Origin of the sequence: Dactylosporangium sp. NPDC000521, assembly GCF_042898305.1 — a bacterium.
GTDB lineage: Bacteria > Actinomycetota > Actinomycetes > Mycobacteriales > Micromonosporaceae > Dactylosporangium.
Genome location: NZ_JBIAYW010000028.1, coordinates 1 through 25,540 on the forward strand (window position 1 = coordinate 1; position 25,540 = coordinate 25,540).

General features: G+C 72.4%; 22 protein-coding genes, 1 tRNA gene and 1 pseudogene. 10 read left to right on the forward strand and 14 right to left on the reverse strand.

Going from position 1 to position 25,540, the window contains the following annotated elements; genetic code table 11:
• A pseudogene (gene groEL / locus ACFY3L_RS47710) lies at nucleotides 1-171 on the forward strand (chaperonin GroEL); the annotation flags it as partial.
• A 418-nt stretch (nucleotides 172-589) separates the two neighbouring features.
• Here groEL and ACFY3L_RS47715 read toward each other — a convergent pair.
• The gene (locus tag ACFY3L_RS47715; RefSeq protein ID WP_389340358.1) at nucleotides 590-1,660 is read right to left on the reverse strand and encodes a dipeptidase; all 1,071 of its coding nucleotides are present in this window, start codon (nucleotides 1,658-1,660) and stop codon (nucleotides 590-592) included.
• Between the two features lie 90 nt (nucleotides 1,661-1,750).
• On the opposite strand from ACFY3L_RS47715, the gene ACFY3L_RS47720 reads away from it, so the two are divergent.
• A complete protein-coding gene (locus ACFY3L_RS47720; protein WP_389340360.1) occupies nucleotides 1,751-1,981 on the forward strand; it encodes a hypothetical protein in 231 nt (76 codons plus the stop codon).
• 165 nt (nucleotides 1,982-2,146) lie between these two features.
• Here ACFY3L_RS47720 and ACFY3L_RS47725 read toward each other — a convergent pair whose 3' ends face one another.
• Nucleotides 2,147-3,031, reverse strand: a complete 885-nt coding sequence (locus tag ACFY3L_RS47725; protein WP_389340362.1) for a GNAT family N-acetyltransferase — start codon at nucleotides 3,029-3,031, stop codon at nucleotides 2,147-2,149.
• A gap of 1,219 nt (nucleotides 3,032-4,250) precedes the next feature.
• Complete coding sequence (locus ACFY3L_RS47730) at nucleotides 4,251-6,539, reverse strand: S8 family serine peptidase (RefSeq protein ID WP_389340364.1); 2,289 nt, start codon at nucleotides 6,537-6,539, stop codon at nucleotides 4,251-4,253.
• A 62-nt stretch (nucleotides 6,540-6,601) separates the two neighbouring features.
• Here ACFY3L_RS47730 and ACFY3L_RS47735 point away from each other — a divergent pair, with 62 nt between their 5' ends.
• Nucleotides 6,602-8,191 (forward strand): phytoene desaturase family protein, encoded by a 1,590-nt coding sequence (locus ACFY3L_RS47735; protein ID WP_389340366.1) that lies wholly within the window; start codon nucleotides 6,602-6,604, stop codon nucleotides 8,189-8,191.
• 74 nt (nucleotides 8,192-8,265) lie between these two features.
• Here the strand turns inward: ACFY3L_RS47735 and ACFY3L_RS47740 are convergent, their stop codons facing one another.
• Nucleotides 8,266-8,727, reverse strand: a complete 462-nt coding sequence (locus ACFY3L_RS47740; RefSeq protein ID WP_389340368.1) for an SRPBCC family protein — start codon at nucleotides 8,725-8,727, stop codon at nucleotides 8,266-8,268.
• Nucleotides 8,728-8,736: 9 nt separating this feature from the next.
• Here ACFY3L_RS47740 and ACFY3L_RS47745 point away from each other — a divergent pair, with 9 nt between their 5' ends.
• Together ACFY3L_RS47745 and ACFY3L_RS47750 are read left to right on the forward strand one after the other, a co-directional pair.
• Nucleotides 8,737-10,617 carry a glycerol-3-phosphate dehydrogenase/oxidase gene (locus ACFY3L_RS47745; RefSeq protein ID WP_389340370.1) on the forward strand — a complete coding sequence of 627 codons (1,881 nt, stop codon included), beginning with the start codon at nucleotides 8,737-8,739 and terminating at the stop codon, nucleotides 10,615-10,617.
• 58 nt (nucleotides 10,618-10,675) lie between these two features.
• Nucleotides 10,676-10,969: a hypothetical protein gene (locus tag ACFY3L_RS47750; RefSeq protein ID WP_389340372.1), complete on the forward strand. Its 294-nt coding sequence runs from the start codon at nucleotides 10,676-10,678 to the stop codon at nucleotides 10,967-10,969.
• 80 nt (nucleotides 10,970-11,049) lie between these two features.
• On the opposite strand, the gene ACFY3L_RS47755 is transcribed toward ACFY3L_RS47750, so the two are convergent.
• Nucleotides 11,050-12,525 (reverse strand): S8 family serine peptidase, encoded by a 1,476-nt coding sequence (locus tag ACFY3L_RS47755; protein ID WP_389340374.1) that lies wholly within the window; start codon nucleotides 12,523-12,525, stop codon nucleotides 11,050-11,052.
• A gap of 223 nt (nucleotides 12,526-12,748) precedes the next feature.
• On the opposite strand from ACFY3L_RS47755, the gene ACFY3L_RS47760 reads away from it, so the two are divergent.
• Nucleotides 12,749-15,889: a diguanylate cyclase gene (locus ACFY3L_RS47760; RefSeq protein ID WP_389340376.1), complete on the forward strand. Its 3,141-nt coding sequence runs from the start codon at nucleotides 12,749-12,751 to the stop codon at nucleotides 15,887-15,889.
• A complete protein-coding gene (locus tag ACFY3L_RS47765; protein ID WP_389340378.1) occupies nucleotides 15,873-16,484 on the forward strand; it encodes a metal-dependent phosphohydrolase in 612 nt (203 codons plus the stop codon). The genes ACFY3L_RS47760 and ACFY3L_RS47765 overlap by 17 nt, the downstream gene beginning before the upstream one ends.
• Here ACFY3L_RS47765 and bfr read toward each other — a convergent pair.
• From bfr to ACFY3L_RS47780, 3 genes are all read right to left on the reverse strand, one after another.
• The gene (gene bfr, locus ACFY3L_RS47770) at nucleotides 16,459-16,941 is read right to left on the reverse strand and encodes a bacterioferritin (RefSeq protein WP_389340380.1); all 483 of its coding nucleotides are present in this window, start codon (nucleotides 16,939-16,941) and stop codon (nucleotides 16,459-16,461) included. The two genes, ACFY3L_RS47765 and bfr, sit on opposite strands and share 26 nt — an antisense overlap.
• A gap of 21 nt (nucleotides 16,942-16,962) precedes the next feature.
• Entirely contained in the window at nucleotides 16,963-17,151 is a 189-nt protein-coding gene (locus ACFY3L_RS47775; RefSeq protein ID WP_389340382.1) for a bacterioferritin-associated ferredoxin, read from the reverse strand.
• Between the two features lie 72 nt (nucleotides 17,152-17,223).
• Complete coding sequence (locus ACFY3L_RS47780; protein WP_389340506.1) at nucleotides 17,224-17,547, reverse strand: DUF4031 domain-containing protein; 324 nt, start codon at nucleotides 17,545-17,547, stop codon at nucleotides 17,224-17,226.
• On the opposite strand from ACFY3L_RS47780, the gene ACFY3L_RS47785 reads away from it, so the two are divergent.
• Nucleotides 17,546-18,937, forward strand: coding sequence for an FAD-binding oxidoreductase (locus tag ACFY3L_RS47785; RefSeq protein WP_389340384.1), 1,392 nt, complete (start codon nucleotides 17,546-17,548; stop codon nucleotides 18,935-18,937). The genes ACFY3L_RS47780 and ACFY3L_RS47785 overlap by 2 nt on opposite strands.
• 164 nt (nucleotides 18,938-19,101) lie before the next feature.
• Here ACFY3L_RS47785 and ACFY3L_RS47790 read toward each other — a convergent pair whose 3' ends face one another.
• On the reverse strand, nucleotides 19,102-19,686 hold the full coding sequence (locus tag ACFY3L_RS47790; RefSeq protein WP_389340386.1) for a TetR family transcriptional regulator: 585 nt from the start codon (nucleotides 19,684-19,686) through the stop codon (nucleotides 19,102-19,104).
• Between the two features lie 82 nt (nucleotides 19,687-19,768).
• On the opposite strand from ACFY3L_RS47790, the gene ACFY3L_RS47795 reads away from it, so the two are divergent.
• The gene (locus ACFY3L_RS47795; RefSeq protein ID WP_389340388.1) at nucleotides 19,769-20,632 is read left to right on the forward strand and encodes a class I SAM-dependent methyltransferase; all 864 of its coding nucleotides are present in this window, start codon (nucleotides 19,769-19,771) and stop codon (nucleotides 20,630-20,632) included.
• Nucleotides 20,633-21,121: 489 nt separating this feature from the next.
• Here ACFY3L_RS47795 and ACFY3L_RS47800 read toward each other — a convergent pair whose 3' ends face one another.
• From ACFY3L_RS47800 to ACFY3L_RS47820, 5 genes are all read right to left on the reverse strand, one after another.
• Nucleotides 21,122-21,700, reverse strand: a complete 579-nt coding sequence (locus ACFY3L_RS47800) for a DinB family protein (RefSeq protein WP_389340390.1) — start codon at nucleotides 21,698-21,700, stop codon at nucleotides 21,122-21,124.
• 49 nt (nucleotides 21,701-21,749) lie between these two features.
• Nucleotides 21,750-21,935, reverse strand: a complete 186-nt coding sequence (locus tag ACFY3L_RS47805; protein WP_389340392.1) for a hypothetical protein — start codon at nucleotides 21,933-21,935, stop codon at nucleotides 21,750-21,752.
• An 88-nt stretch (nucleotides 21,936-22,023) separates the two neighbouring features.
• A tRNA-Pro gene (locus ACFY3L_RS47810) sits at nucleotides 22,024-22,097 on the reverse strand.
• A gap of 61 nt (nucleotides 22,098-22,158) precedes the next feature.
• Nucleotides 22,159-23,322 (reverse strand): alpha/beta hydrolase family protein, encoded by a 1,164-nt coding sequence (locus tag ACFY3L_RS47815; protein ID WP_389340394.1) that lies wholly within the window; start codon nucleotides 23,320-23,322, stop codon nucleotides 22,159-22,161.
• Entirely contained in the window at nucleotides 23,319-24,212 is an 894-nt protein-coding gene (locus ACFY3L_RS47820) for a metallophosphoesterase (protein ID WP_389340396.1), read from the reverse strand. Before ACFY3L_RS47820 ends, ACFY3L_RS47815 begins: the two co-directional genes overlap by 4 nt.
• A 77-nt stretch (nucleotides 24,213-24,289) precedes the next feature.
• Between ACFY3L_RS47820 and ACFY3L_RS47825 the strand changes: the two genes are divergently transcribed.
• Nucleotides 24,290-24,742: a GatB/YqeY domain-containing protein gene (locus ACFY3L_RS47825; RefSeq protein ID WP_389340398.1), complete on the forward strand. Its 453-nt coding sequence runs from the start codon at nucleotides 24,290-24,292 to the stop codon at nucleotides 24,740-24,742.
• Nucleotides 24,743-25,540 lie beyond the last annotated feature (798 nt).

Consider the following 25,540-nt stretch of genomic DNA (forward strand, 5'->3'; position numbering starts at 1 on the left):
AACCTTCTGGCCGAGGGCATCATCGACCCGGCCAAGGTCACCCGCTCCGCCCTGCAGAACGCCGCCTCGATCGCGGCGCTCTTCCTCACCACCGAGGCAGTGGTCGCGGACAAGCCGGAGAAGACCCCGGCTCCCGCGGGCGCGCCCGGCGGCGGGGACATGGACTTCTGAGTCCAGTTCTCTTCAAGAAGGGCAGGCCCGTCCCGGGCCTGCCCTTCTTGCTGTCCGCGTATGTCCGGCCAGCCGCTGCTGGCCGTCGCGCGGCGGACCGTCTCCGCCCGTTCGAGGTGCGACCGGGTGACTCGCTGGCTGCCTCGTCCGCGGTTGGCTCTGCCTTGGCTGGCAGCGGTTGGCTGCCTCGGCCGCTATAGCGTCCGCGGTCGGCCGCCCTGGCCACGCTTGCTCCCGCGGTCGGCTGCTCTGGTCGCAATTTCGTCCGCGGTCGGCTGCTCTGGTTGCGATCGGCGGGACGTCGTGGCGTTTCCGGCGTTCAGGGTTGATCGAAGGACGGGTCTGGCTGTGCGGGCGACCGGATCCGTCCATCGATCATGACGGGGGAGCGGCGGCGGGCGCCGTGGGGCGTGGGGGGTCAGCCGCAGGTGTCACGCAGGACGCGCAGCGTGTTCTCCCAGCCCAGGCGGCGCAGGTCGGCGTCGGACCAGCCGCGGGTCCGCAGCTCCTCGAACAGGGTCTGGTACGTCGACACGTCGTGGAGGCCGGCGGGCAGGACCTCCGTGCCGTCGAAGTCGCCGCCGATGCCGACCGCGGTGACGCCGGCGACGTCGCGGACGTGCTCCACGTGGTCGGCGACGTCGCGGACGGTGGACGGCGGGCAGGGGTTGGCGGCGATCCAGTCGCGCTGCAGGCGCTCGAACTCCGGGGAGCCGAACTCGGCGGGGATGGCCTCCTCCACGCGGAAGAGCTCGTCGCCCCACTGGCGGCAGGCATCGTTGAGGAAGAACGGCACGAACGTCACCATCACTACGCCGCCGGTGTCGCGGACCCGGGTGAGGACGTCGTCGGGGACGTTGCGCGGGTGGTCGCACAGGGCGCGCGCGGAGGAGTGCGAGAAGAACGCCGGCGCCGTGGAGACGTCGAGCGCCGTGTGCATCGTCTCGGGGGCCACGTGTGACAGGTCGGCCATCATGCCGAGCCGGTTCAGCTCGCGGACCACCTCCACGCCGAACGCCGACAGGCCGCCGACCGCGGGCTCGTCCGTCGCGCTGTCGGCCCAGGCGGTGTTCTTGCCGTGGGTGAGCGTGAGGTAGCGGACGCCCAGCCGGTACAGGCCGCGCAGAACGCCGAGAGAGTCGTCGATGCAGTGCCCGCCCTCGGCGCCCAGCAGGGACGCGATCCGTCCGGATTCGCTGATCCGCTCGACCTCGTCGGCGGTCGTCGCCAGCGCCAGATCGCCGGGGTGCGCGTCGATCAACCGGTGGACCAGGTCGATCTGCTCGAGCACCCGCACGGTGGCCTCGGACTGAGGGGCGCCGCACGGGACGTACACCGACCAGAACTGCGCCTTGACGCCGCCCTGCCGGAGGCGGGGGAGGTCCGTGTGCAGCCCCTCGACGTGACCCGCGATGTCGGCCGGGCCACGCATCCGCAGCCGCCACGGCAGGTCGTTGTGGCCGTCGATGACTGGTATCGCACCGCTCATCCCCACGACTCTAGATGCGAAATGCGGAATTTGCCCGCATCACGTGAACGGTCCTCATATGGTGGGAGCGGCCTACACGAGGGGGAAGCCATGGGTAAGTCACAGAAGAACAGCAACTTCGACAGCCGCGGCATGCACCGCAGCGAAGACGACCTCGGCTACATGGACCCGACCATCTCCGACGACATGATGATCACTCCGGACGCGGACATCGCGGGCCAGTCGGCGACCGCGAACACGGCCACCATGCAGGCGAAGAAGCTGCAGCAGGAGCAGCAGACCACCACGCAGGACAAGCGGGCCAACCAGCCCGACCGCTGACCCTGTCCCCGGGGCCATTGAGCCCTTGCTGAGTGCCTTGACCCGGCGACTTCGCCGGGGTTGAGACGGCACCGGCCGCCCGTGGCAAGACGGGGGATCACTGGGCGCTGGTGCGACGTGTGCGGGGCAGGATCGTGGCGAACCCACGACCTGCCCTTCATGCGCTCATGGCGTTTGCGGCTGGTGTACGTCTTTCGTGTAGATCCAGAAGACGCGCTCCAGCCGGGCGCCGACCGTCTTCGAATAGAACGCGATGGGCCCGGCCCAACCGATCTGCGCCGTCCGGTGCCCGTCTGCGAACTGGTCCGCGAGGCACCGCCGCAGCAGCACCCGCCCCACCCCGAGCCCTTCCGCCGCGGGCGCGGTGCCCATCGGCCCGAACCAGCTGGGGCGGTTCGCACCGTACGCCGCGAACCCCAGGATCTCGCCGTCCCTCACCGCGACCCAGCACCCCTGCGACTGCGCCGCCTCCCAGGCCCAGCCGTCGCCCCAGATGCCCCGCACCCACTCCGGCGCGTCGCTCCCCGCCCGCAGGACCTTGACCCCCGCCTTCTCCAGCCGCTCCTCGTCCGCTTGCTGCGCCGCGCTCGCCTGGCTCAGGTCGGCCGTCATGTTCCAGGCGGTGTCGGTCCGCTGGTACCCGGCCCGCTCCGCCAGGCACACCGCGGGCGTGTACCGCACGTCGATCCCCGGCCACGCGTAGCACGGCGGGTTGCCCCCGATCCTGATCCTCCGCGCCCCGAGCTCCGCCAGCCGCCGCTCCGCCGTCGCCAGCAATCCGCCGCCGATCCCCTCCCGCCGCCGGCCGGGCGCCACCGCGAGCAGCTCGATGTGCCCGAGCGCCGGATCGGTGTCACTGATCGACCCGAACACCACGCCGACCGCGTCCCCCGCATCGTCCAACTCCGCCAGCCGCACGGTGACCCGCCCCTCAGGCGGCGCCGCAAGCCGGTTGACCAGCGCCTCCGCCTCCCGGCCATCCTCCGGCAGGTCCAGCGCCCCCGCACACAGCCGAACCACCTCACGCCCACCCACCCGCTCAACGATCATTTGGTAAACATACCTAACTGTTCCTCCGCCGCCGCGTCGTCACCTTGATCGAATCGCGCTGCCCGGACCAGAACCTCGACCACCACTGTGACGGAGACACCCCCAGCAAGGCCGGGATTCCGCCGCGCCGGTCGGGTGACCAAACCGTGCTGGCAGTCAACGCATCGACATGATCGGCACAAGCGGTGCCGGACAGGCGCCAGGGAGAGTCGGCGGCGTCGACAGCCCGGCCTGGTGCGGAGTGAGAGGTCGCCGTGGCGGTCAATGCGTCGTGTGCGTGCAGCGTGATCACGACCGGAGCCGCAACGGTGTGAAGGCAAGCGCTTACCCGGACCGCGCGACGAACGCCCGGTGGTGAGGCGGACGAACGGTGGGGACCGGTATGTCGGGTGGTGATGGCGGTCAGTGCGTTGACGAAGGCGGCGTCAGCGTCGCGGAGCCGCTGGAGGAGCAGATGAGGGGTGGGGAGCGCCGGTTACACGGTTGGTTGAGCGGCGGTGGTGGCCAGTGCGTTGACGAGGGCGGTGTCGAGTCGTAGTGCGTGGTGGGCAGCGTTGGCTGGGGGTGGTCGGATGGTGGTGGCCGATGCGTCGATGACGACGGTTCGGTGGTGCCGCACAGTCAAGCGACGAGCGGTGGGCAGCGTCGGCTAGTGGCGGCGTTGATGGCGTTCCCTGCGGTGACGAGGGCGGCGTCGGTGTCGGCGGAGCCGCAGGTGCGAGGCGGAGGAGCGGTGGGGAGCGCCGGTTGCGCGGTTGGCCAGGGCTGGTGGCGGCAGCCAGCGCCTCGACGGGCGACGTCGGCGGAGCCCGCAGGGGAGCGGGGACAGCATCGGTCAGGGGGCTGGCCGGATGGTGGCGGCCGGTGCGTCGATGACGGTTCGGTGGTGCCGGTGGTGAGGCGGACCAACGGTGGGGACCGCCGGCTACGGAGTTTGTCGGTGGCGGCGTTTGATGGCGGTCAGTGCATTTGACGAAGGCGGCGTCGGCGGAGCCGCAGGAGGAGGCAGAGGAGGGGAGCATCGGTTACACGGTTGGTCGAATGGCGGCGGTAGCCGGTGCGTTGACGAGGCCGGTGCCGGTGGTGCCGCAGAGTGAGGCGGAGGCGCGCTGGGCAGCGCCGGTTACGGGGTGGGCCCGGTTGCGGCGTTGATGGCGATCAGTGCGCTTGACGAGGGCGGCGTCGGCGTCGGCGGAGCCCGCAGGGGAAACGGGGACAGCTACGGTCGAAGGGCTGGTCGGGTGGCGGTGGCGGCGGTGACGGCGGCCAGGGCGTCGACGAGGCCGGCGCCCGCGGTGTCGGAGGGGCCGCAGGTGGAGGTGGACGTGTCGACGGGCTGGGTGGTGCGGAGCAGGATGGCGCGGGTCTGCTCGATGTGGCCGATGAGGGCAGGGTTCGCCGCCCACATCAGGGCGACCACGCCGGCCACGTGGGGTGTGGCCATGGAGGTGCCGCTCAGGGCGCCGTAGCCGCCGCCCGGCAGGGCGGAGACGACGCCGGCGCCGGGGGCCATGAGGTCGGGCTTCGGGAGGTTGTCGGGGGTGGGGCCGCGGCTGGAGAAGGAGGCGACCCGCGACGTGCTGGTGACGGCGCCGACGGTGAAGGTGGAGGCGTAGTTGGCCGGCGGGTCGGTGACGGTGGCGCAGCCGGGGCCCGTGTTGCCGGCGGCGGCGACGAAGAAGATGCCGGCGGCGGCGAAGGCGTCGACGGCGTGGCGCAGGGAGCGGGTGTCGCAGCCCTCGACGGAGGGGCAGCCCCAGGAGTTGGTGAGGACCTGCGGGGCGCGGTCGGGGCGGCCGGCGTGCATGGGGTCGGTGCCCGGGGGATAGGGCGCCATCATGAACTGCAGGCAGCCCAGATAGTTGGTCATGCTGCCCAGGTTGCGCGGGAGGTTGGAGCACGCGATCCACTGCGCTCCCGGGGCGACCCCCACGCCGGCGCCGACCGCGGTGGCGAGGGTGTGGGTGCCGTGGCCGTTGTGGTCGGCGGGGGTGGCGGTGTGAGTGACCGGGTCGAGCCAGGAGTCGTCGGATCCGCGGAACGTGGTGCGCAGCGCCGGGTGGTTGGCGTCGACGCCGGAGTCGGAGCTGCCGACGACGATGCCGCGCCCGGTCGTGAACTGCGACCACACCTGGTCGGCCTTGATGAGCGTCAGGTTCCACGGCGGGGCGGTGGGTGCGGACAGCGTGCCACGCATCGGTGCGGCGACCGCCGGCAGCGGGCGCAGCCGCGGGTTGAGCAGGACGCGGTCGACCTCGGGCCGGCCCTCCAGCCAGCGCCGCGCGAGCGGGCCGGCGTCCACCTCGATGCCGTTGACCAGGTAGAAGGGCGTGAAGTCGATGCCCCTGGAGCGCAGTGCGCCGCGCAGCGACGCCTGGGAGCGCTCGGCGGTGCCGACGAGCCGCTCATAGGTCTGCCGGATGCGGGTGGTGCGGTCGGGCACATCGCGGAGGCCGTTCAGGTCGGCCTGCTCCTTCATGATCACGAAGAGCTGCTCGCCGTGGAAGCCGGGCTGGCCGAGCGCCGCATACACGGTGGCGCCGCCCGCGAGCACGACGACCGCGGCGAGCGCGGCGAACCCGGGCCGCCACCGGATCCGCCCGGTCGCCGGCACCGCCGCCGCGGCGGCCGCCAGCGCCAGGACCAGGCCGGCCAGGGCGCCGATCGCCGACCAGAACGCCACGTCGCGCAGGCCGAGCAGCAGCGACGTCTCCTCCGGGTCGACCAGGGCGAGCGGGCCGAACAGCACGGGCGCCAGCAGGGCGAGCACCGACGGGCGGCCGCGCCGGGCGAGAGCGGCCAGCGCGAACGCCAGCGGCGGCACCGCCACCATCGCGAACAGCTGCACCGCCGGCTCGCCGGCGCCCGCGACGAGCGTGACCAGGCCGACCCCGGCGGTCAGGCCGCCGAGGGCCGTGCCGCCCCATACGCTGTGGATCGAGGCGCCCAGGGTGACGAGCGCTATGGCCGGTCGCATCGCGAGCCAGGCGATCGCCACCGCGGCGAGCGCGGCGAGGAGCGTCTCCGCCCGGCTGCCGAAGGCGCCGACCCACAACCACGGCAACAGCGCGATCAGCCCGATCGTGAGGCACAGCCAGAACAGCCAGCCGGTGGACCGGGGAGCCCGCCACCGGACGACACGGTGCACGGTCGCGGCGATCGCGGCGATCACGGCGAGCAGCGCCAGATAGCCCTCGTGGGCGGTGGTGGGGATGATCCGTGCCGTGCCGAGCAGCCCGCCGAGCAGCGCGGTCAGCGCCCACTGCCTGCCCGCGACCTGGGCGAACGCGACACGCGACAGCCGAGCGAGCAGTAAGGAGGGCCCCGCGACCAGAGCGGCGGCGAGCCAGCCGGCGGCGGGCCACACGAAGCGGGGCAGGTTGAAGCCCAGCGCGAGCAGGCCCTCGCCAACCACCCAGACCCCGGCGTGGACGGCGATCGTGACCGCCACCGCCCACAGGCCGAGAACGATGGTCAACCCCAGCGCCCAACCCCGTGATCGACCCATGGCCGCACTCTACGACCCGCCTACGACAGTTTCGGATGAGCCGCGGGGGCAAACTGGGGAGCATGAAGGAAACGGTCGACGCGGTGGTCATCGGCGCCGGGCACAACGGTTTGGTCGCCGCCAACATGCTGGCCGACGCGGGCTGGGACGTGGTCGTGCTGGAGGGCACCGGGCACGTCGGCGGCGCCGTCCGGTCGGCGGAGATCACCGCGCCCGGGTTCCTGAGCGACCTGTGCAGCGCGTTCTACCCCCTCGGCGCCGGGTCGCCACCGCTGCTCGCGCTCGACCTCGAGGCGCACGGGCTGCGGTGGACGCACGCGCCCGACGTCGTCGCGCACCTGTTCCCGGACGGGCGGGCGGCCGTGCTCAGCCGGGAGCTGGATCTCACGGCGGAGTCACTGGAGCGGTTCGCACCGGGCGACGGTTCGCGTTGGCGGCAGGTGTACGAGCAGTGGCGCCGTCTCTCCGACGACCTCCTCCCGTCGCTGCTGACCCCGTTTCCCCCGATCCGTTCGGGGGCGCGGCTCGCCGCCCGCGCCGGGCTCGGCGAGGCGCTGCGGCTCGGCCGCCGGTTCCTCGTCCCGGCCCGGGTCCTCGGCGAGGAGCTCTTCCACGGTGACGGCGGCCGGCTGCTGCTCACCGGCCTCGCCCTGCACACGGACCTGGCCCCCGACGACGCGGCCAGCGGCGGCTTCGGCTGGCTGCTCGCGATGCTCGGCCAGCAGTACGGGTTCCCGGTGCCCGTCGGCGGCGCCCAGCAGCTCACCGATGCCCTGGTCCGCCGCCTCGGGAGCCGGGGCACGATCCACCCGGGCGCCATGGTCGACCGGGTGGTCGTCGGCGGCGGCAGGGCGCTCGGCGTCCGGTGCGCCGACGGCCGGCTGGTCCGCGCGCGTCGCGCCGTCCTCGCGGACGTGCCGGCGCCCACCCTGTACCAGAGCCTGATCTTGAAAGAACACCTGCCGCCCCGGCTGCTGCAGGACTTGGAGGGCTTCCGCTGGGACAATGCCACGCTGAAGATCGATTGGGCGCTGTCGGGCCCGGTCCCGTGGATCTCGCCGGACGTCGCGGGTGCCGGCACCGTCCACATCGGCGCCGATCCCCAGCGGTACGCCGCGGATCTCGCCCTCGGCCGTGCGCCCGAAGACCCGTTCCTGCTGATCGGGCAGATGACGACGGCCGACGCGACCCGCTCGCCGGCCGGCACGGAGTCGCTGTGGGCCTACACGCACCTGCCGCGCCCCGCGAAGCCCGGCGAGGTCGACGCGGAGATGGTCCGCACGCAGATCACCCGGGTCGAGGACGCGATGCGCCGGCACGCGCCCGGCTTCGCCGACCTGGTCCTGGCGCGGCACGTCAGCGGCCCGGCGGAGCTGATGGAGAAGAACCCGAGCCTCGTCGACGGCGCGATCAACGGCGGCACCGCGGCGGCGTTCCAGCAGCTCGTCTGGCGACCGGTGGCCGGCCTCGGGCGCGCGGACACGCCCGTGGACAGGCTGTTCCTGGCGAGCGCCAGCGCCCACCCGGGCGGCGGCGTGCACGGTGCCGCCGGCGCCAACGCGGCCCGGGCGGCGCTGGCCCGCCACCGCCCGCTGCTCGGCGACGCGTACGCCGCGGGCATCGGAACGGCGATGCGCGCGATCTACCGGTAGCCCAGAGCGGGTGAGCCGGACAGCGACCCGCCGGTAAGCCAAAGCAGCGACCCGCCGGTGGGCCGGGCGGCGATCTACCGGTGGGCCAGGCGGCGACCCACCGGCGACCGCTCCGCGAGATCCGCCAGCCGGGTCAGCGCCTCGTGGTTGCGGTAGTGCAGCACCACGTCGCCGATCTTGTTCTGGGCCGCGAGCATCGGCCCGCTGGTGAAGTGCTCCTGCATCGTCACCCGGGTCGCCTGGGCGTCCAGCGGGTCGAGCGTGAAGCGCACATGCCCCACGCCCGCCGGCCACAGGCGGACCCTGAGCAGCAGCATCCGGCCCGGTATCCAGTCCAGCGACTCGCTGTGGTCCTTGATCGACATCGGCCACGGACCGACCTTGTGGTGCAGCCGCGAGCCGGGCTCGGGCCATGACTGGTCGACGTCGCGGATGTGCGCGGTGCCGACGACCCAGTCGCTGTAGGACCACCCGTCGGACAGGACGGCGAAGACGTGGTCCGCGGGCGCTTTGATGATGCGTTCGGTGATGGACACGATGGTGTGATGCCCCGTGACGGGCGCCGCTACCGTAGTGAGGTGCGCCGTGAACCCTCCACGTCCCGTTTCGAGGCCAGCCGCCTGTCGCCCGCCCGCCGCGCGCAGGACGTCGCCAGGCTGCGCCGGGAGCGCTTCGACGTCCTGATCATCGGCGGTGGGGTCACCGGCGCCGGCGCCGCGCTCGACGCCGCGTCCCGGGGGCTGTCCGTCGCCCTCGTCGAGGCCCGCGACCTCGCCTCCGGCACTTCCAGCCGGTCCTCGAAGCTGATCCATGGCGGCCTGCGCTACCTGGAGCAGCTCGAGTTCGGCCTGGTCGCCGAGGCGCTGCAGGAGCGCGGGCTGCTCGCGACCCGCCTCGCGCCGCACCTGGTGCGGCCGGTGCCGATCCTGGTGCCGCTGCCCGCGCACCGGGGGCTGACCGGCGTCGTCCAGCGGGTCTGGCAGCGGGCCTACTACGGCGCCGGCGTCGGCCTGTACGACGCCTTCGCCACCGCCGCCCAGCTGCGCGGATCCGCGCCGCGCGGGATGCCGCTGCACCGGCACCTGTCCCGCACGGAGACCCACCGCCGCTTCCCGTCGCTGCGCGAGGACGCGATCAGCGGCGCCATCCAGTACTACGACGGCCAGGTCGACGACGCCCGGCTCGTCGCGACCCTCGCGCGCACCGCCGCCAGTCTCGGCGCGGCCGTCGTGCCCAGCGCCCGCGCGGTCGGGCTGCTCCGCGACGCGCGCGAGGTCACCGGCGTGCGGGTCCGTGACCTGGAGTCCCGCGAGGAGTTCGAGGTCCACGCCCGCACCGTCGTCGCCGCGACCGGCGTGTGGATGGACGACATCGCCGGCCTGCTGTCTGGCACCGGCCCGCGGGAGTCGGCGGGCATGCAGGTCCGCGCCAGCAAGGGCGTCCACCTGGTGGTGCCCCGCTCCGCGATCACCGGCGAGGCCGGCCTGATCCTGCGCACCCAGACGTCGGTGCTGTTCGTCATCCCCTGGGGCGGCCACTGGATCATCGGCACCACCGACACCGACTGGCACCTTGACCGCGGCCATCCGGCGGCCTCGGCGACCGACATCGCATACCTGCTCGGCCAGGTCAACGAGGTCCTGGACCGGCCGCTGTCGACCGCCGACATCGAGGGCGTCTACGCCGGCCTCCGGCCGCTGCTGTCCCGCGAGGCCCGCTACCGGCAGCCGCACAGCAAGGACGAGCAGACCTCCGCGCTGTCGCGCACCCACGCCGTCGTCGAGCCGATGCTGGGGCTGATGCTGATCGCCGGCGGGAAGTACACGACGTACCGGGTGATGGCCGCCGACGTCATCGACCGCGTCGCGCACCGCCTCGGCGGCCTGCGCCGGCACGGCGGGCTGGTCCCCGCCTCCCGCACCGCCGACCTGCCGCTGCTCGGCGCCGACGGCTACCACTCGCTGTGGACCAACCGCGCGGACCTCGCCCGCCGGCACGGAATCTCCGTCGGCGTCCTGGAGCACCTCCTGGAGCGGTACGGCTCGCTCGCCTTCGACGTGCTCGCCCTGGACCCGTCGCTGCGCCGCCCGCTGCCCGGCGCGCCCGAGTACCTCGCGGCGGAGGTGGCCTACGCGGCGCTCGCCGAGGGCGCCCTGCACCTCGAGGACGTGCTGACCCGCCGCACCAGGATCTCCTTCGAGACCGATCACCGCGGCGCCGTCTCGGCCACGGAGACCGCCGAGATCATGGGCGCGGTGCTGGGCTGGGACGCCGCGACCCGGGTCAGGGAGATCGACCACTACCTGGCGCGGGTGGCCGCTGAGCAGGAGTCGCAGCGGATGCCGGACGACCTGACCGCCGACGCCGCCCGCCTCGGCGTCCCGGACGTGCGAGGCTTCCAATCGGATCGCACGGCGATTTCATGAGCAGACCTTGACGAAGTCCGGGCAGCCACCGGCATAGAAGCCGGGCGATGATGCTCTCATGCTGACGGGCATCGCGATCGGGTTGGCACTGGTCATCGCCGCCGTCGTGGCCACGGCCGTCGCCGTGGCACGCCGGGGGCGGACGCGGGAGCTGAGCCGGGAGGAAGTGCTGCGCCGCGGGCGGCTCGCCGGCCGGCAGATGGCGCGCTCCAGCCGGACCAACCGGCGAGGCGCAGGTCGCCGCAGGGGTCGTGACGGCGGCGATGACGACGGCGGCGGGGACAGCGACGCCGGGGGAAGCGACTGGAGCGGCGGCGACTCAGGCGGTGACTCAGGCGGTGGCGGCGACTGAAAGGTGGCGGCGACTGAAAGGTGGCGGCGACTGAAAGACGTCAGGCCCGGACGGGGTGCACCGGCCGGGCCTGACGGACTTCACTTCCAGCGCTTCGCGGACCAGGTGCTGGAGCTCCAGTAGTGCCCGCTCCAGTAGTGCCCCGACCACGTCCCGCCGGACCAGTAGTGGCCTGACCACGTGTCGTCGTACCAGGCCTCGTCGGCCCAGCTCTCGCCGGCCCACGCCGCCGGGGCCCAGGTCTTCGACGCCCACGAGGTGCCGGTCCAGCCGTCGCCCGCCATGCGGCGGCCCATCCACACGCCGCCGTTCCAGGCGGTGCCGCCGCGGGCCGCCTGCGCCCAGACCGCGGAGTTGAAGCCGCCGAAGATGTCGAACTCGCCGACCAGCTGCTGGTTGTCGTGCACGACGTGGTTGGTGCCGCGCGCGGACTCCAGCGACCCGACGCCGGCCGACGTGCCGGCGCTCTGGACCGCGGCCGGCGTCGCGGCCTTGACCGCGGCGGCCAGGTTGAGCTCGCCCACGCCGCCCGGCAGCGCCGTGGCGGTGCCCTTGAGCAGCGCCTTGACCTGGTCGGGGGTGAGGGTGGGGCGCTTCTGCAGCAGCAGGGCGATGCCGGCGGAAGCGACCGCCGCGGCCTGCGAGCTGCCGCTGCCCCGGAAGTACTTGTCGCCCACGCGGGCGCCCGGGTAGGTCTGGTCGAGGTAGGAGCCTGGGTCACGCAGCGACACGATCTGCTCGCCGGGTGCGAGCAGGTCCAGGTTGCGGACGGTGCCGCGGGAGTTGAACGACGACGCGGTGTCGTCGGCGCTGCTGACGGTGTTGTTGACCGACGCCGAGCCGACGGACAGCACGGACGGGTCGTTGGCCGGGTTGGTGAGCGTGGCGACGGTGCCGGTGTTGCCGCCCGCGGCGACGACGACGACGCCGTTGCGCCACGCGTTCTCCACGGCGTAGTTCAGCGGGTCGTAGAAGGTCGGCTGGGTGCTGTCGGTGCCGTACGCGAGGGTGATGATCCGGATCGGGTTGGCCTTGTCGTCGTTGCGGTGCTGCACGACCCAGTCGATCCCGGCGATGACCTGCGAGACGTCCACGGCGCCACCGGAGGCGCCGACCTTGATCGAGGTCAGCTTCGCCTTGGGTGCGATGCCGCGGAAGCCGGTCGCGGGGTCGTTGCCGACGATGATGCCGGCGAGGTGCGTACCGTGGCCGAACGTGTCCAGATAGCGCAGGTTCGCGGACTGCGACTCGAACGACAGGTCGGGTCCGTTGACGACCTGCGACGCGGGCAGGCCGGCCACGTTGACGACGCCCGTGTCGATCAGCGCGATGCCGACGCCCGTACCGTCGCCGCCGCCGACCTGCGAGGAGTAGGCGCTGCTCAGGTCCGTGGCGGTGAGGCCGCTGCCGCCGGCGTTGGACCACGCGTCGGCGTGCCAGAGCCGGGAGCCTTGATCCAGCGGCGGCGGATCCGCCACCGAAGCGGCCGAGTTGCCGAAAGAAAAGACAAGGCCGAGCGCCAACGCACCCGCGACGACAGTCCTGTGAGCTGCCACCAGTGCTCCTTCCTGGGGTCCGGCCCGATCGGTGCCGGCTCACCCAACATGCAGGAGGGCTTACAGATAGTCACGTCCCACGGAGGCAAAGGCACCTTCGGCGCCGACGAACGTCCAGCGGGTGGACACCGGACGGTCAAAACCTGCTGAACACCTCATCGGCGACCCCGAAAGGCCGATCAAGTTGACAATGAACGTGCAGGGCGGCCCAGCACCGGTGACGATGGATCCAGTCACCGGTGCTCATTCGCGTGCCGCGCTGGACGACGCCCTGCACGACGTCGCCGGGTGCAGCCTGCTGCTGTTCGACGTCGACCACTTCAAGACGGTCAACGACGCCTTCGGCCACCTCCGCGGCGACCTGCTGCTGCGCCAGCTCGCCGACCGGATCGCCGAGCTCATCCGCGCCGACGACATGCTGTTCCGCTACGGCGGCGACGAGTTCGTGCTGCTGCTGCCCAACACCGGTGCCGACGAGGCGCTGCGCCTCGCGATCCGGCTGACCGACGAGATCCGCGCCCGGGAGTTCGCCGGCACCCCGCCGCTGCACCTGTCGATCAGCCTCGGCGTGGCGACCAGCCCCGTCGACGGCACCGACGGCGAGACCCTGATCGCCGTCGCCGACCGCCGCAACTACCTCGCGAAGCGCCGCGGGCGTGGGCAGGCGGTCGGCGACGACGTCGAGGCGTCGAGCGGCCAGGGCGGCGGCTCGTCGCGGCTGTGGGAGCGCGACGCGGCGCTGAGCAGCACGCAGGAGTTCCTCACGCGGGTCGCCGCCGGTGGCCACACCGCCCTGCGGATCGTCGGCCCACCGGGCGCGGGCCACACCCGCTTCCTCCGGGAAGTCGCCCAGATCGCCCGTTTGCGCGGTTTTCCGGCTGTACTGCCGGCGGACCGCACCCCCGGATGCATCCTCCTGGTGGACGTGGGTGACCCTCTGCCGGAGCTCGGGGACGCCGCGGCGATCGTGTACGCGACCACGAACCCGAGCGACGCCGACCCGCGCCGCACCGGGCTGCGCGAGGCCGTCGTCGAGCTGACCCCGTGGTCCCCGGCGACGCTGCGCATCTGGCTGCGCATCACCCTGACCGGCGAGCCCAGCAAGGCGCTGGTCGACCGGCTCGTCGAGCGCTCCGGCGGCCTGCCGGCGAAGGCCGAGGCGGAGCTGGCCCGCCTGCGGTCGCAGGGCGAGCTCATCGGCGCGCCCGACGGCACCTGGACGGTCAAGCCGCCGAAGGCGAAGCGCCGCCGCAGCCGGCTGCCCGTGCCGATGACGAGGCTCGTCGGACGGGACCGGGAGACCGCGAAGGTCGCCGCCCTGATCCGGGACGGGCGCCTGGTCACGCTGGTCGGCCCCGGCGGCATCGGCAAGACCCGCCTGTCGCTGGCGGCCGCCACCGTCGCCGCCGGCGACTTCGAGGGCGGTGCGGTGTTCGTGCCGCTCGCCGACAGCACCGACGCCGAGCAGATGACCGCCGCCCTGGCGCGGGCGCTGCAGGTCAGCGAGCTGCCCGACCAGCACCTCTTCGACACCGTGCTGGACCAGCTCGAGGAGTCGGAGCTGCTGCTGGTCCTGGACAACTTCGAGCAGGTCGTCGACGACGGTGCGGCCCTGGTCAGCGACCTGCTGGCCGCGGCGCCGGGCGTCCGCGCGCTGGTCACCAGCCGGGAGCGGCTGTCGCTCTACGGCGAGCAGGTGTACCAGGTGCCGACGCTCGCCGACTCGCCCGCGGTGACGCTCTTCGAGCAGCGCGCCCGGGCGGTCGACGCCGACTTCGAGATCACCATCGACACGGCGCTGCCGGTCGCGGCGCTGTGCCGCCGGCTCGACGGACTGCCGCTCGCCATCGAGCTGGCCGCCGCCCACATCGACCGCTGGACCCCAGACGAACTGCTCAACCACCTCACCGAGCACCTCGACCGCGACCTCGACTCGCTCGGCGGCTCCGGTCCGCGGGACCTCCCGGCGCGGCAGCAGACCCTGCGCGGGGCGATCGACTGGAGCTTCGTGCTGCTCGACGCCGAGGGGCAGCGGCTGCTCACCGAGCTGTCCGTGTTCGCGGGCGGCTGGACCGCCGCCGCCGCGCTCGCCGTCACGCTGCCCGGCGGCGACGAGGACCTGCTGGTCAAGCGCCTCGCCGGGCTCGTCGACAAGCACCTGGTCGTCCGGGACGAGGACGACGGCCGCTACCGGCTGCTGTCGACGATCCGCTCGTACGCCAGGCACCGGCTCGGCGACGCGGCCGCGCCCCTGGACCGGCACGCCGACTTCTACGCCGAGTTCGCGGAGGCGTCGGCCGCCGGCCTTTCCGGGCCGGAGCAGGTCGAATGGACGGCCCGGGTCGAGGCGGACTACCAGAACGTGCGGGCCGCCTTCGCGCACGCGGGTGTGGGCATCAAGACCCGGATCTGTCTGGGGCTCTGGCGGTACTGGCGAAACGGCGCCCACATCAACGAGGGTCGCGAATGGCTCTCGTCGCTGCTGGCGGCCCCGGGGCTCGAGGACGGCGCCCTGGCGCGGCTGCTGCACGCCGCCGCGATCCTCGCCGCGACCCAGGACGAGCACGAGGAGGCGTTCCGCTACGGCGCCTCCGCCCTGGAGAAGGCGACCGCGGCGGGGGACCGCGCCACCGTGGGCCACGCGCACAACGCGATGGGCATCGCGGCGATCGGCGGCGGCGACCACGCGGCCGCGACCGAGCAGTTCGGGCACAGCCTGGCGATCTGGCGGGAGCTCGACGTGCCGCAGGGCGTCGCCGCGTCGCTGGGCAACCTGAGCAAGGTCTCGCTGTCGCAGGGTGAGATCGCCGTCGCCGAGCGCTACGCCACCGAGTGCCTCGCGCTGGAGCGCGCCGCCGGCAACACGCGGGGCATCCAGCTCGCACTGGAGTGCCTCGGGCAGATCATGCTCGCCCGGGGCGACGTCGCCGCGGCCCGCGAGGCGCTCGACGAGAGCCTCACCCTCAGCCGGCAGATCGGCGACGCGTTCGGCGCCGCGATGGCCCAGCACCAGCTCGGTCTCGCCGCCAGACTGGAGGGCGACCGGGTCGAGGCGCTGCGGCTGCTGGTGACCGCGCTGGTCACCCGGCACGAGGTCGGCGACCGGCTGGACCTGGCGATCTCACTGGACGTGATCGCGGCGCTGGTCGCGGCCGACGACCCGGCACACGCGGCGCGGCTGGTCGGCGCCGCGGACGGCCTGCGGGCCCGGCACCGGCTCGCGGAGCCGCCGGACGCGCAGACGCTGCGCTCCGTGACGCTGCCGCTGCTGCTGGACCACCAGCGCGACCGCGCGGCCGGCCGGGCGGTCAGCATCGAGCACGTCATCGAGGCCCTACAGTCCTCGTATGGTGTCGTTGGCTGACTGGCAGCGCCTGTTCCCTGATGACGACTCGATCGGCGCCGATCTGCTCGCCCGCTGGTCGGAGCCGCATCGGCGGTATCACACCCTCGACCACCTGGGCTTCATGCTGCACGTCATCGACGATCATCATGATCTTGCGGACGACGTCGACGCCGTGCGGATGGCGGCGTGGTTCCACGACGCGGTCTACGAGCCGTTCGCCGCCGACAACGAGGAGCGCAGCGCCGCGCTGGCGTCGGACGTTCTGCCCGGTTTGGGGGTTTCGGCGGATCGTGTCGCCGAGGTCGTGCGGCTGGTGCGGTTGACCGCGGGGCACGCGGTCGCCGACGGTGACCGCAACGGCGCCCTGCTCGCGGACGCCGACCTCGCCATCCTCGCGTCGCCTCCGGCCGACTATGCCCGTTATGCGGCGGCTGTACGAGCGGAGTACGCGGCCGTCCCTGAAGAGGCCTTCCGCTCCGGACGGGCGCAGATCCTGGGGGCGTTCCTCGCCGAGCCCTCGCTGTTCCGGGCGGTGCCGGGGCGGGCGGAGTGGACCGCCCGCGCGCACGACAACCTGCGGGCCGAGATCACGACGCTTCTGGGTGCTCCGTGACGTTCTGCAGGTACAAGGGCTCGCCCAGCTTCTCGATGAGCGCCAGCTGGGTCTCCAGGTAGTCGACGTGGTGCTCCTCGTCCGCGAGGATCTCCTCGAAGATGTTGGCCGACGTCACGTCGCCGATCGAGCGCATGTATTCGATGCCGCGCCGCAGCCGGTCGACGGCCTCCATCTCGATCTGCATGTCGCACTTGAACTGCTCCGGGACGGTCTCGCCGATCCGCAGCGCGAAGAGGCGCTGGTAGTTGGGCAGACCGTCCAGGAACAGGATCCGGTCGGTCAGCACCTCGGCGTGCTTCATCTCGTCGATCGACTCGTGCCGGGTGTGTTTCGCAAGGACCGTGTATCCCCAGTTCTCCTGCATCTTGGCGTGAAGGAAGTACTGGTTGATCGCCGTGAGCTCGGCGGTCAGTTGTTCGTTGAGAAATTCAATGACTCGTGCATCCCCCTGCATGTGGGCAGGGTAGCCGCTTTTTTAGGCCAAAGCGGGCAATACCGCATTCGGCGCCTCGGCCTCGATCAGGTCCGCCACCCGATCGAGACAGGTCCCGCAGCCGGTGCCGGCGCCGCACTCGTCGCCGACGGCGTCCTCGGTGTGCGCCCCGGCGCGGATGGCCCGCCGGATCTCGCACTCACGGACGCGTGCACAGATGCAGACATACACGGTTGCACTCCTCGCTTAGCCTTACCTAAGCAAGGGTCGCCTAAGTTACCCCTGAAAACAACCCCTGAGCAGCTACTTCACTGTCCTGGATGCGCCTCTAGAATCGGACAAATGCCGTGGGCGACGCAGTCCGGCAGCTTTCAGGCGGGCCACGATCTCCTTGCTGGTCACCCTCCTGGCGCCCAGCCAGACGGCTCGCTGCGCCATCCCTGCGGGCACGTCGTAGTGATCCCGCTCGAACCCACGCCTCGGCGCCCCCAGCAGCTCCGCGAACGCGTGCAGCTCCGCCACCGACACGTCACTGATCAGATGGGCCCAAAACCTGCCGTGCGCCGGCCACCGCGGCGTGTCTATGTAGAGCACGCCTACTAGCCTGCCAAACATGGATCTCAACATGGATCTCACTCAGGCGCTCCATGCCGCGCTGCCTTACGAAGGCGGTGTGCTCACCGACCCGGACCTGCTGCGTTCGTACGAGCACGACGAAGCCGACCTGTGCGCGTACGGCACCCCCGCGGTCGTCGTCCGCCCCCGGACCACCGGGCAGGTCTCCGCCATCCTCCGCGCCGCGAGCCAGCACCGCGTCCCCGTCATCCCGCAGGGCGCCCGCTCCGGCCTGGCCGGCGGGGCGAACGCCATCGACGGCGCGATCGTGCTGTCCCTCGTCGCCATGAACGAGATCATCGACATCGACGCCGCGAACCGCATCGCCGTCGTCCAGCCCGGCGTCGTCAACGCCCAGCTCCGCCGCGCCGTCGCCGAGAAGGGCCTCTACTACCCGCCCGACCCCGGCTCCTGGGAGCAGTCCACCATCGGCGGCAACGTCTCCACCGACGCCGGCGGCATGTGCTGCGTCAAGTACGGCGTCACCAGCGACCACGTCATCGGCCTCGAGGTGGTGCTGGCCAGCGGCGAGGTGCTCAACTGCGGCCGGCGCACCGCCAAGGGCGTCGCCGGCTACGACCTCACCAGCCTCTTCGTCGGCTCCGAAGGCACTCTCGGCGTCATCACCGAGATCACCGTCAAGCTGCGCCCCGCGCCCGCCGACTCCCTCACCCTCGTCGCCGTCTTCGACACCCTCCCCGCCGCGGGCGCCGCCGTCTCGGCCGTGGTCGCCTCCGGCCTGCAGCCCAGCATGCTGGAGGTCATCGACCGGGTCACCCTCAGCGCCATCGAGGCCTACCGCCCCATGGACCTGCCCACGACCGCCGCCGCGCTGCTCATCGCCGCCGTCGACTCCGGCAGCCGGGCCCCCGACGACCTCGCCGCGATCGCCGCCCTCTGCCGCCACGCGCAGGCCTCCGACATCCACGTCGCCACCGACAGCGTCGAGGCCGACGCCCTCCTCGTCGCCCGCCGCCTCGCCCACCCCGCGCTGGAACAGTTCGCCGCCCAGCTCTACCCGGGCGGTGGCGGCGTCATGGTCGACGACGTCGCCGTCCCGCGCACCCGGCTCGTCGAGCTCATCGAGGGCATCGAGTCCATCGCCGCCACCCACGGCGTGGTGGTCGCTACCGTCGGCCACGCCGGCGACGGCAACCTCCACCCCATCATCGTCATCGACCGCTCCGACCCCACCAGCCTGGCCCGCGGCCAGAAGGTCTTCGACGCCATCATGTCCCTGGGCCTCTCCCTCGGCGGCACCTCCACCGGCGAGCACGGCGTCGGCCTGCTCAAGCGCGACTGGCTCGCCCGCGAGATCGGCCCCACCGGCCTGAAGGCGCACCGCTCGATCAAGGCCGCCCTGGACCCCGACAACATCCTCAACCCCGGCAAGATCTTCTGACGCGACCCTCGCCTTCTGTACCGGCTCGGCGGCACCTTCTAGGCGCGGTCCTGGTCAGCTTCGTGCCAGGAGGGCTTCTGGCATGGTCCTCGCCGGCTTCGTGCCGGGCTTCTGCATGGTCCTCGTCGGCTTCGTGCCTAGAGGACTTCTGGGCGTGGTCCTGGTCAGCTTCGTGCCGGCAGGGCGGCGCTGATCGTCGCGCGGACCGTCTCGGCGGTCGGCGGTGCGGCACGGCGGTCGGCGTACAGCAGATGACCCGTGCCGATCAGCATCCTCGCCAGCGTGTCGGTGTCGGCCGCCGCCGCGACGCGGCCCAGGTCGCGCTCGGCGGCCAGGTACGCGGCGATCGACTCCGCCGCCTCCTGCAGGACCGGCAGGCTCCTGGGCCAGGTCTGGCGCAGCCTGGCGCGCAGCTCGTCCCGGAACATCATCAGCGGCACCACCGCCACCGCCACCGAGTTGAACAGCCCCTCCAGCGCCTCGGCGACGTTGTCCTGGACGGTGCCCGTGCCCGCGGCGGCCTTCAGCGCCTCGCCCCGCGCCACCGTCTGCCCGGCGTGGTCGCGGACGAGCTCGACGAGCAGGTCGTCGAAGTCCTTGAAGTGCCGGTGCAGGACGCCTTTGGCGCAGCCGGCCTCCGCCGTGACCGTCCTGCTGGTCAACGCCCCCGGCCCGTCCCGCAACAGCACCCGCTCCGCCGCGTCGAGCAACTGCTGCCGCGCGTCGCGTAAGGCCACCCCAGTCGGCACGCAACCCTCCGTCGTGCTCGTTCCACCGTTGAATGGGCAGTCGCCCACTTGAAATGGGCACCCGCCCACTTATAGTGGGCGCATGGCCACTCTACCTTCGCCACCACCGCCACCGCCGGGTCCGCAACTGCCACCGCCTGCTCCGCAACCGCCGTCCGGCACGAATCCGGAGCAGCGCCGGGCGATCGCCGAGTCCTTCGGCGTGGACGCCGGGCGCTACGACCGGACCCGCCCCGCATACCCGGAGGCGCTGATCGCCCGCATCGCCGCCACCGCACCCGGCCCCGACACCCTCGACGTCGGCTGCGGCACCGGCATCGCGAGCCGCCAGCTCCAAGCCGCCGGTCGCACGGTGCTGGGCGTCGAGCCGGACCCGCGGATGGCCGCCTTCGCCCGCACCACCGGCGTCGACGTCGAGGTCTCGACCTTCGAGTCCTGGAACCCCGCGGGCCGGTCCTTCGACGCCGTCGTCGCCGCCACCGCCTGGCACTGGGTGGACACCCCGGCGGGCACGGCCAAGGCCGCTGAGGTGCTCAGGCCGGGCGGCCTGCTGGCGGCGTTCTGGCACACCTGGGAGCTGCCCCCGACGGTCGCGGCGACCTTCGCCGACATCTACCACCGGGTCCTGCCCGACGCCCCCTTCACCATCCAGCCGTCGGTGCAGGGCGTCGCGTTGTACCGCCCGATGTTCACCCAGGCCGCCGACGGCATCCGCGCGACCGGCGCCTTCACCGAGCCGGAAGAGTGGACCTTCCCCTGGGAGCACGCCTACACCACGGCCACCTGGCTCGACCAGCTCCCCACGACAGGCGCCCTCACCCGCGTGCCCGAGGACCGCCTGACCGAGATCCTGGACCGCGTGGGCACCGCCATCGACCACCTCGGCGGCACCTTCACGCTGCCCTACACCACCGTCGCCGTCACCGCCCTGCGCCAGGTCCACTGAGCCGGCACCTGCCACCCTTGCCGGGCGGCCGGCAGCCACTCGCGCTCGAGCCAACTCGAACGCGGCAGGACGCCGACGGTCGATCCTCGGCCGCGGCGGCGTGCACGACCTCGCCATGCGCGGCGCCGACGGTCGCGGCGCCGACGGTCGCGGCGCCGACGGACCTGACGCCCTCGCAGGCGCCGGGCCGCCGCGAGACCCTGTGTCGACGACCGGCCCCTCCGTGTGCTGTCGGTCCGATGAGCTGTTCACCTCGGTGGACCGCCGCTTCCGTGGGTTGGTCGCTTCGGCGGGACGCGGTGTTCGAAGCCGACACGGTGCCGAGCACCAAGGACCTGCTGGAACCGTCTGCGCTCAGGCACCAACCTCCGAGTGCGACCGCCTGCGCCGACGTGCTCGCCTGCGCAGGCGAGACCGCGCTGATGGGGTCCACCGCCGCGGGCCCCTCACGAGGACGACGCGGCACCGCTCACCACCGGAACGACAGCTTCACCCGTTGCCGGCCTCCTTCGCCGCCTGCTCCAAGCGGTCGTAGTGGCTCGCCCACCAGGCCTTGTCCTCGGCCGGCAGGTTGTCGTTGTCCTGGCGTAAGCCGGCGGCGCCGTCGATCAGCTCGCGGATGATGTCGGCGTGGCCGGCGTGGCGGTCCGTCTCGGCGATCATGTGGATCAGGATCCGGTGCAGCGTGACGTCGCGGTGCTCCGGCGACCACCACGGCACCTGCCCGGCGGCGTCGAGCGGCAGCGCCTCGATCGTGGCGTCGGAGTGCGCCCACACCCGCCGGTACAGGTCGATGATCTGCTCGCGGCTCTCGTCAGGCGTGGCCCACATGTCGGCATTCGGCTCGGCGCCCGGCCCGATCCACGGCATCGGCTCCGCGAACGGCCGGCCGAACGTCACACCGAAATAGCCCGACTCGACGCTGGCGACGTGCTTCACCAGACCGAGCAGGTTGGTGCCTGTCGGCACCAGCGGGCGCCGCACGTCATACTCCGACAGCCCTTCCAGCTTCCACAGCAGCGCATCACGGCCGGTCTGCAGATAGCGGCGGAGGTCACTTTTGCTCATGCCCGCAGCTTGCCACGGGGGTACGACAAAAATGACAAGTCAGGGCCGGCTACCGAATGCGCCAATCAGCGTCGGCGCGGTGCCGAACATAGTCCAGTAGCGCATTGCTATGACCGAAGTCACAAACGAGCAAGAGTAGGTCGTAGTAGCGCGTGGTCAGCCTGTCGCTGTCGTCTTCGGTGACCGCCGCCATCCGCCGCACGTGCCCGGCGAGCCCAGAGGTGACGATCGCCATGTCCCGGCCAGGCTGCTCCCCAACGACGCCGAGAACGATTCAGGGCCGATCTCCTCGTCTGAGGAAACCGGCCCTGAGCCATACGAAGTCGGGGTAGCCGGATTTGAACCGACGGCCTCTTCGTCCCGAACGAAGCGCGCTACCAAGCTGCGCTATACCCCGAGCGTGCCGAGTAATCGTAGCCCACGCTCGGCAGGGCTCCAACTCGGTATCCCCCGTGGCGTCAGAGGGACTTGAGAAAGCTGGTCACGGTGGACTCGTACGCGGCCGGGTCGAGGTTCCAGCTGCGGCAGTGGCCGGCCTCGCGGGTCTCGACGAGCTGGACGGATGGGCAGACGGCGGCCAGGGCGACCGCCGGCTGGGGAGCGACCGTGCGGTCGTCGTGGTCGACGTACAGCAGGGTCGGGACGTCCAGGGGCACGTCGCCGTAGTTCAGCTCGGCGGAGCGCACGCCCAGGCGGTGCTGGATCAGCTTGATGGCGGTCCAGGTCCACAGGGGCGGGACGTTGAGCTGGCGGGCGTTCATCCGCAACGTCGCGATCCAGTCGACGACGGGGCAGTCCAGGACGATCCCGCGGACGAAACCGTCGTGGTCCCAGGAGCGCAGCAGGTTGAGGATCGCGGCGCCGCCCATCGACCAGCCGTACAGGATGACCTGGCGGGCTCCGGCGGCTCGGGCGTAGTCGAGCGCCGACAGCACGTCACGCCACTCGGTGTGGCCGAGGTGGAAGAGGGCGTCGGGGCTCGGGAACGCCTCGGGGTCGTTGCGGTACGTGACGACAAGCGTGTTGTGCCCGGACGCGGCCAGGGTCGGCAGGATGCGCAGGGCCTCACCGCGCGGCGCGCCGCGGCCGTGGACGGCGACGATCCAGGTGTCGTCGGCGGGGCCGGTGGTCGGCGGCACCAGCCACGCCGGGCAGTCGCCGAGCTCGGCCGGGACGCGGACCTCGTCGAAGGGGAGGCCTCGGGCGGACATGGGGTCGCCCTCGTAGACATAGCCGGTGGTGTACCCCCTGAGCCCGCTGGTCAGGGTGCCGCGCGTCACCGACGTGATCTCACGGGTCACGCTCGCCCGGTCGGTGGCGACGACAGGCCCGAGGACGGCGTGGCCGGCGGGCCACACGAAGGCGAGCGGCATCGAGCGGGCCGTGTCGGGAGTGCGGGTCAGTGTGATGCGGTTGCCGGCGTACGCGCGGACCCGCACCGGCCAGGCCCGCACAGCGTTGGCGTTGAGGACCTGACCGGCCAGGAACCAGCCGGCGCCCGCGGTGCCCGTCGGCAGCAGCACGGCGAGCCCGGCCGCACCCGCCACGCCCGCGTACGCGGCCCGGCGAGGCCACTTGCGGACGGCGACGGGTGCCGCAGGGGCGGCCGGCGTGGCGGTCATCGCGGGACGAGGGTCAGGATCGACGCCTCCGGCGGGCAGGAGAACCGGACCGGCGCGGTCGGGTGGGTGCCCAGACCGGCGGAGACGTGCAGGAACGCCGAGGAGAACGGCCAGCGGTGCAGGCCCTTCGCCATGCGACGGTCGAGGCCGCAGTTGGTCACGAGCGCCCCGACGAACGGCACCGCGACCTGCCCGCCGTGGGTGTGCCCGGCCAGGAGCAGGTCGAAGCCGTCGTCGGCCATGCGGTCCAGCACTCGGGGCTCCGGCGAGTGCGTGAGCCCGATCCGCACGTCGACGTCCGGCGCGGCCGGCCCGGCGACACTGTCGTAGTCGTCGCGGCCGATGTGCGGGTCGTCGACGCCGACCAGCTCGACGGTGCGGCCGCCGGCCTTGATCGTCGTCCGCGCGTTGTTGAGGTCCGACCAGCCCGAGCCGGTGAGCACGTCGCGCAGCTCCTCGGTGGGCAGGACGGCACCCTGCACGTACGGCTTGTCGCGATTGAAGTACCCGAACGGGTTCTTCAGCACCGGACCGCGGTAGTCGTTGCTGCCGAACACGAAGGCGCCGGGCCGATCGAGCAGGGGCGTCAGCGCTCGTACCACCGCGGGAACAGCATCGACGTGCGCCATGTTGTCGCCGGTGACAACGACCAGGTCAGGGTCGGTGCCGGCGAGCTCGGCGATCCAGCGCTGCTTGCGGTGCTGGCCCGGCGTGAGGTGGAAGTCACTGAGGTGCAGAATTCGCAGCGGCTCCGCGTCGGGGGCGAGCACCGGCACGTCGAACCTGCGCAGCGTGAACATGTTGCGCTCGACGAGCGAGGCATAGGCAAATGTGGCGGCACCGGCCGCAACGGTACCGACGGCAAGTCGCCGGACAGTCTTCGAGCGCATTGTCTCAGCGTACCGGGCTGCCCTCAGCGGCCCTTTACAACCGAATTTGTGTCAGCCCTCGCGGATAGACTTGGTTCATGTTGAAGGAGCGCCTGGAGTCCGACTTGCGCACGGCGATGAAGGCCCGCGACGAGTTGGTGACCTCGACCCTGCGGATGGCGATCACGGCGGTGCGCAACGCCGAGGTGGCCGGCGAGGCCGCCCGTGAGCTGTCCGACGAGGAGATCCTCTCGGTGCTCACCAAGGAGGCGAAGAAGCGGCGCGACGCCGCCGAGGCCTTCGCCGGCGCGGGCCGTGAGGCCCAGGCGGCGAAGGAGCGGGCCGAGGAGGAGGTCCTGGCCGGATACCTGCCTGCCCAGCTCTCCGACGACGACCTCGCCGGCATCGTCCGCGACGCCCTCGCGGCGGAGGGGCTGAGCGGGATGGCGAGCATGGGCAAGGCGATGAAGGCCGCACAGGCCGCGGTCGCCGGCCGGGCCGAGGGTGGCCGCGTCGCCGCCGAGGTCCGCGCCCAGCTCGCGAAGTCCTGACCGACGGTGGGCCCGACCGGGGCTGACCGCCGGTGACCGATGGGGCTTGAGCAGACGGCGGCTGAGCGACGGGGGCTGAGCGACGGGGGCTGAGCGACGGGGGCTGGCAGGGCTGAGCGGCCGAGGCTGGGCAAGGCTGAGTGACGGAGTTTGACCGGTGGAGGCTGAGCGACCGAGGCATTCAGGTCGGAACGGCTGGAGGTGCGTCCGGCTCGCGGAGTGCTGAGCCGCGGTCAAGGCCGCCGTTGGATTCGGCAGGTCCGATGGGCCTGGGTGGCGGTTGAGCGGCGTGGTAGTGCGTCTTGCTCGCGGAGGGTAGGGCCGGCAGGAGGCGTGCGGCCCTGGCGGGTCGGCACGGGCACCTCGTCCACCGTCCAGCCTTCGTCCGCCGCCCAGCCTTCGTGGGCCATCCAGCCTTCGTGGGCCGGGCACCTCAGTCGGGCACTTCGTCCGCCGCTCAGCTGTTCGTGAGCGGGGCGCGTCGTTCGCGGCTCGGGGCCTTCAGAGCCGGACGCTCGTTGTCCGGTGCGCTTGCGAGCTGGACGCCCGTTCAGCCTCTGGATCCCGGAGTCGTGCGACTCGGCCCTCGCAAGCCGAATGCCTCGTTCTGGCGCTCGGCCGCTGGTCCTGGCGCCCGGCCGTCCCCGCCCGGCCCAGCTCCCACCCAGCCCGGCCCTGGTCCAGGCCGCGGCCCGGCCGCAGCTCAGCCCCGCTGCAACTCGGCCTGAGTCCAGCTCCGGCTCGCCCCGGCGCAGTCCCGCCGCAGCCCGGCCCAGCTCCCACCCAGCCCGGTCCTGG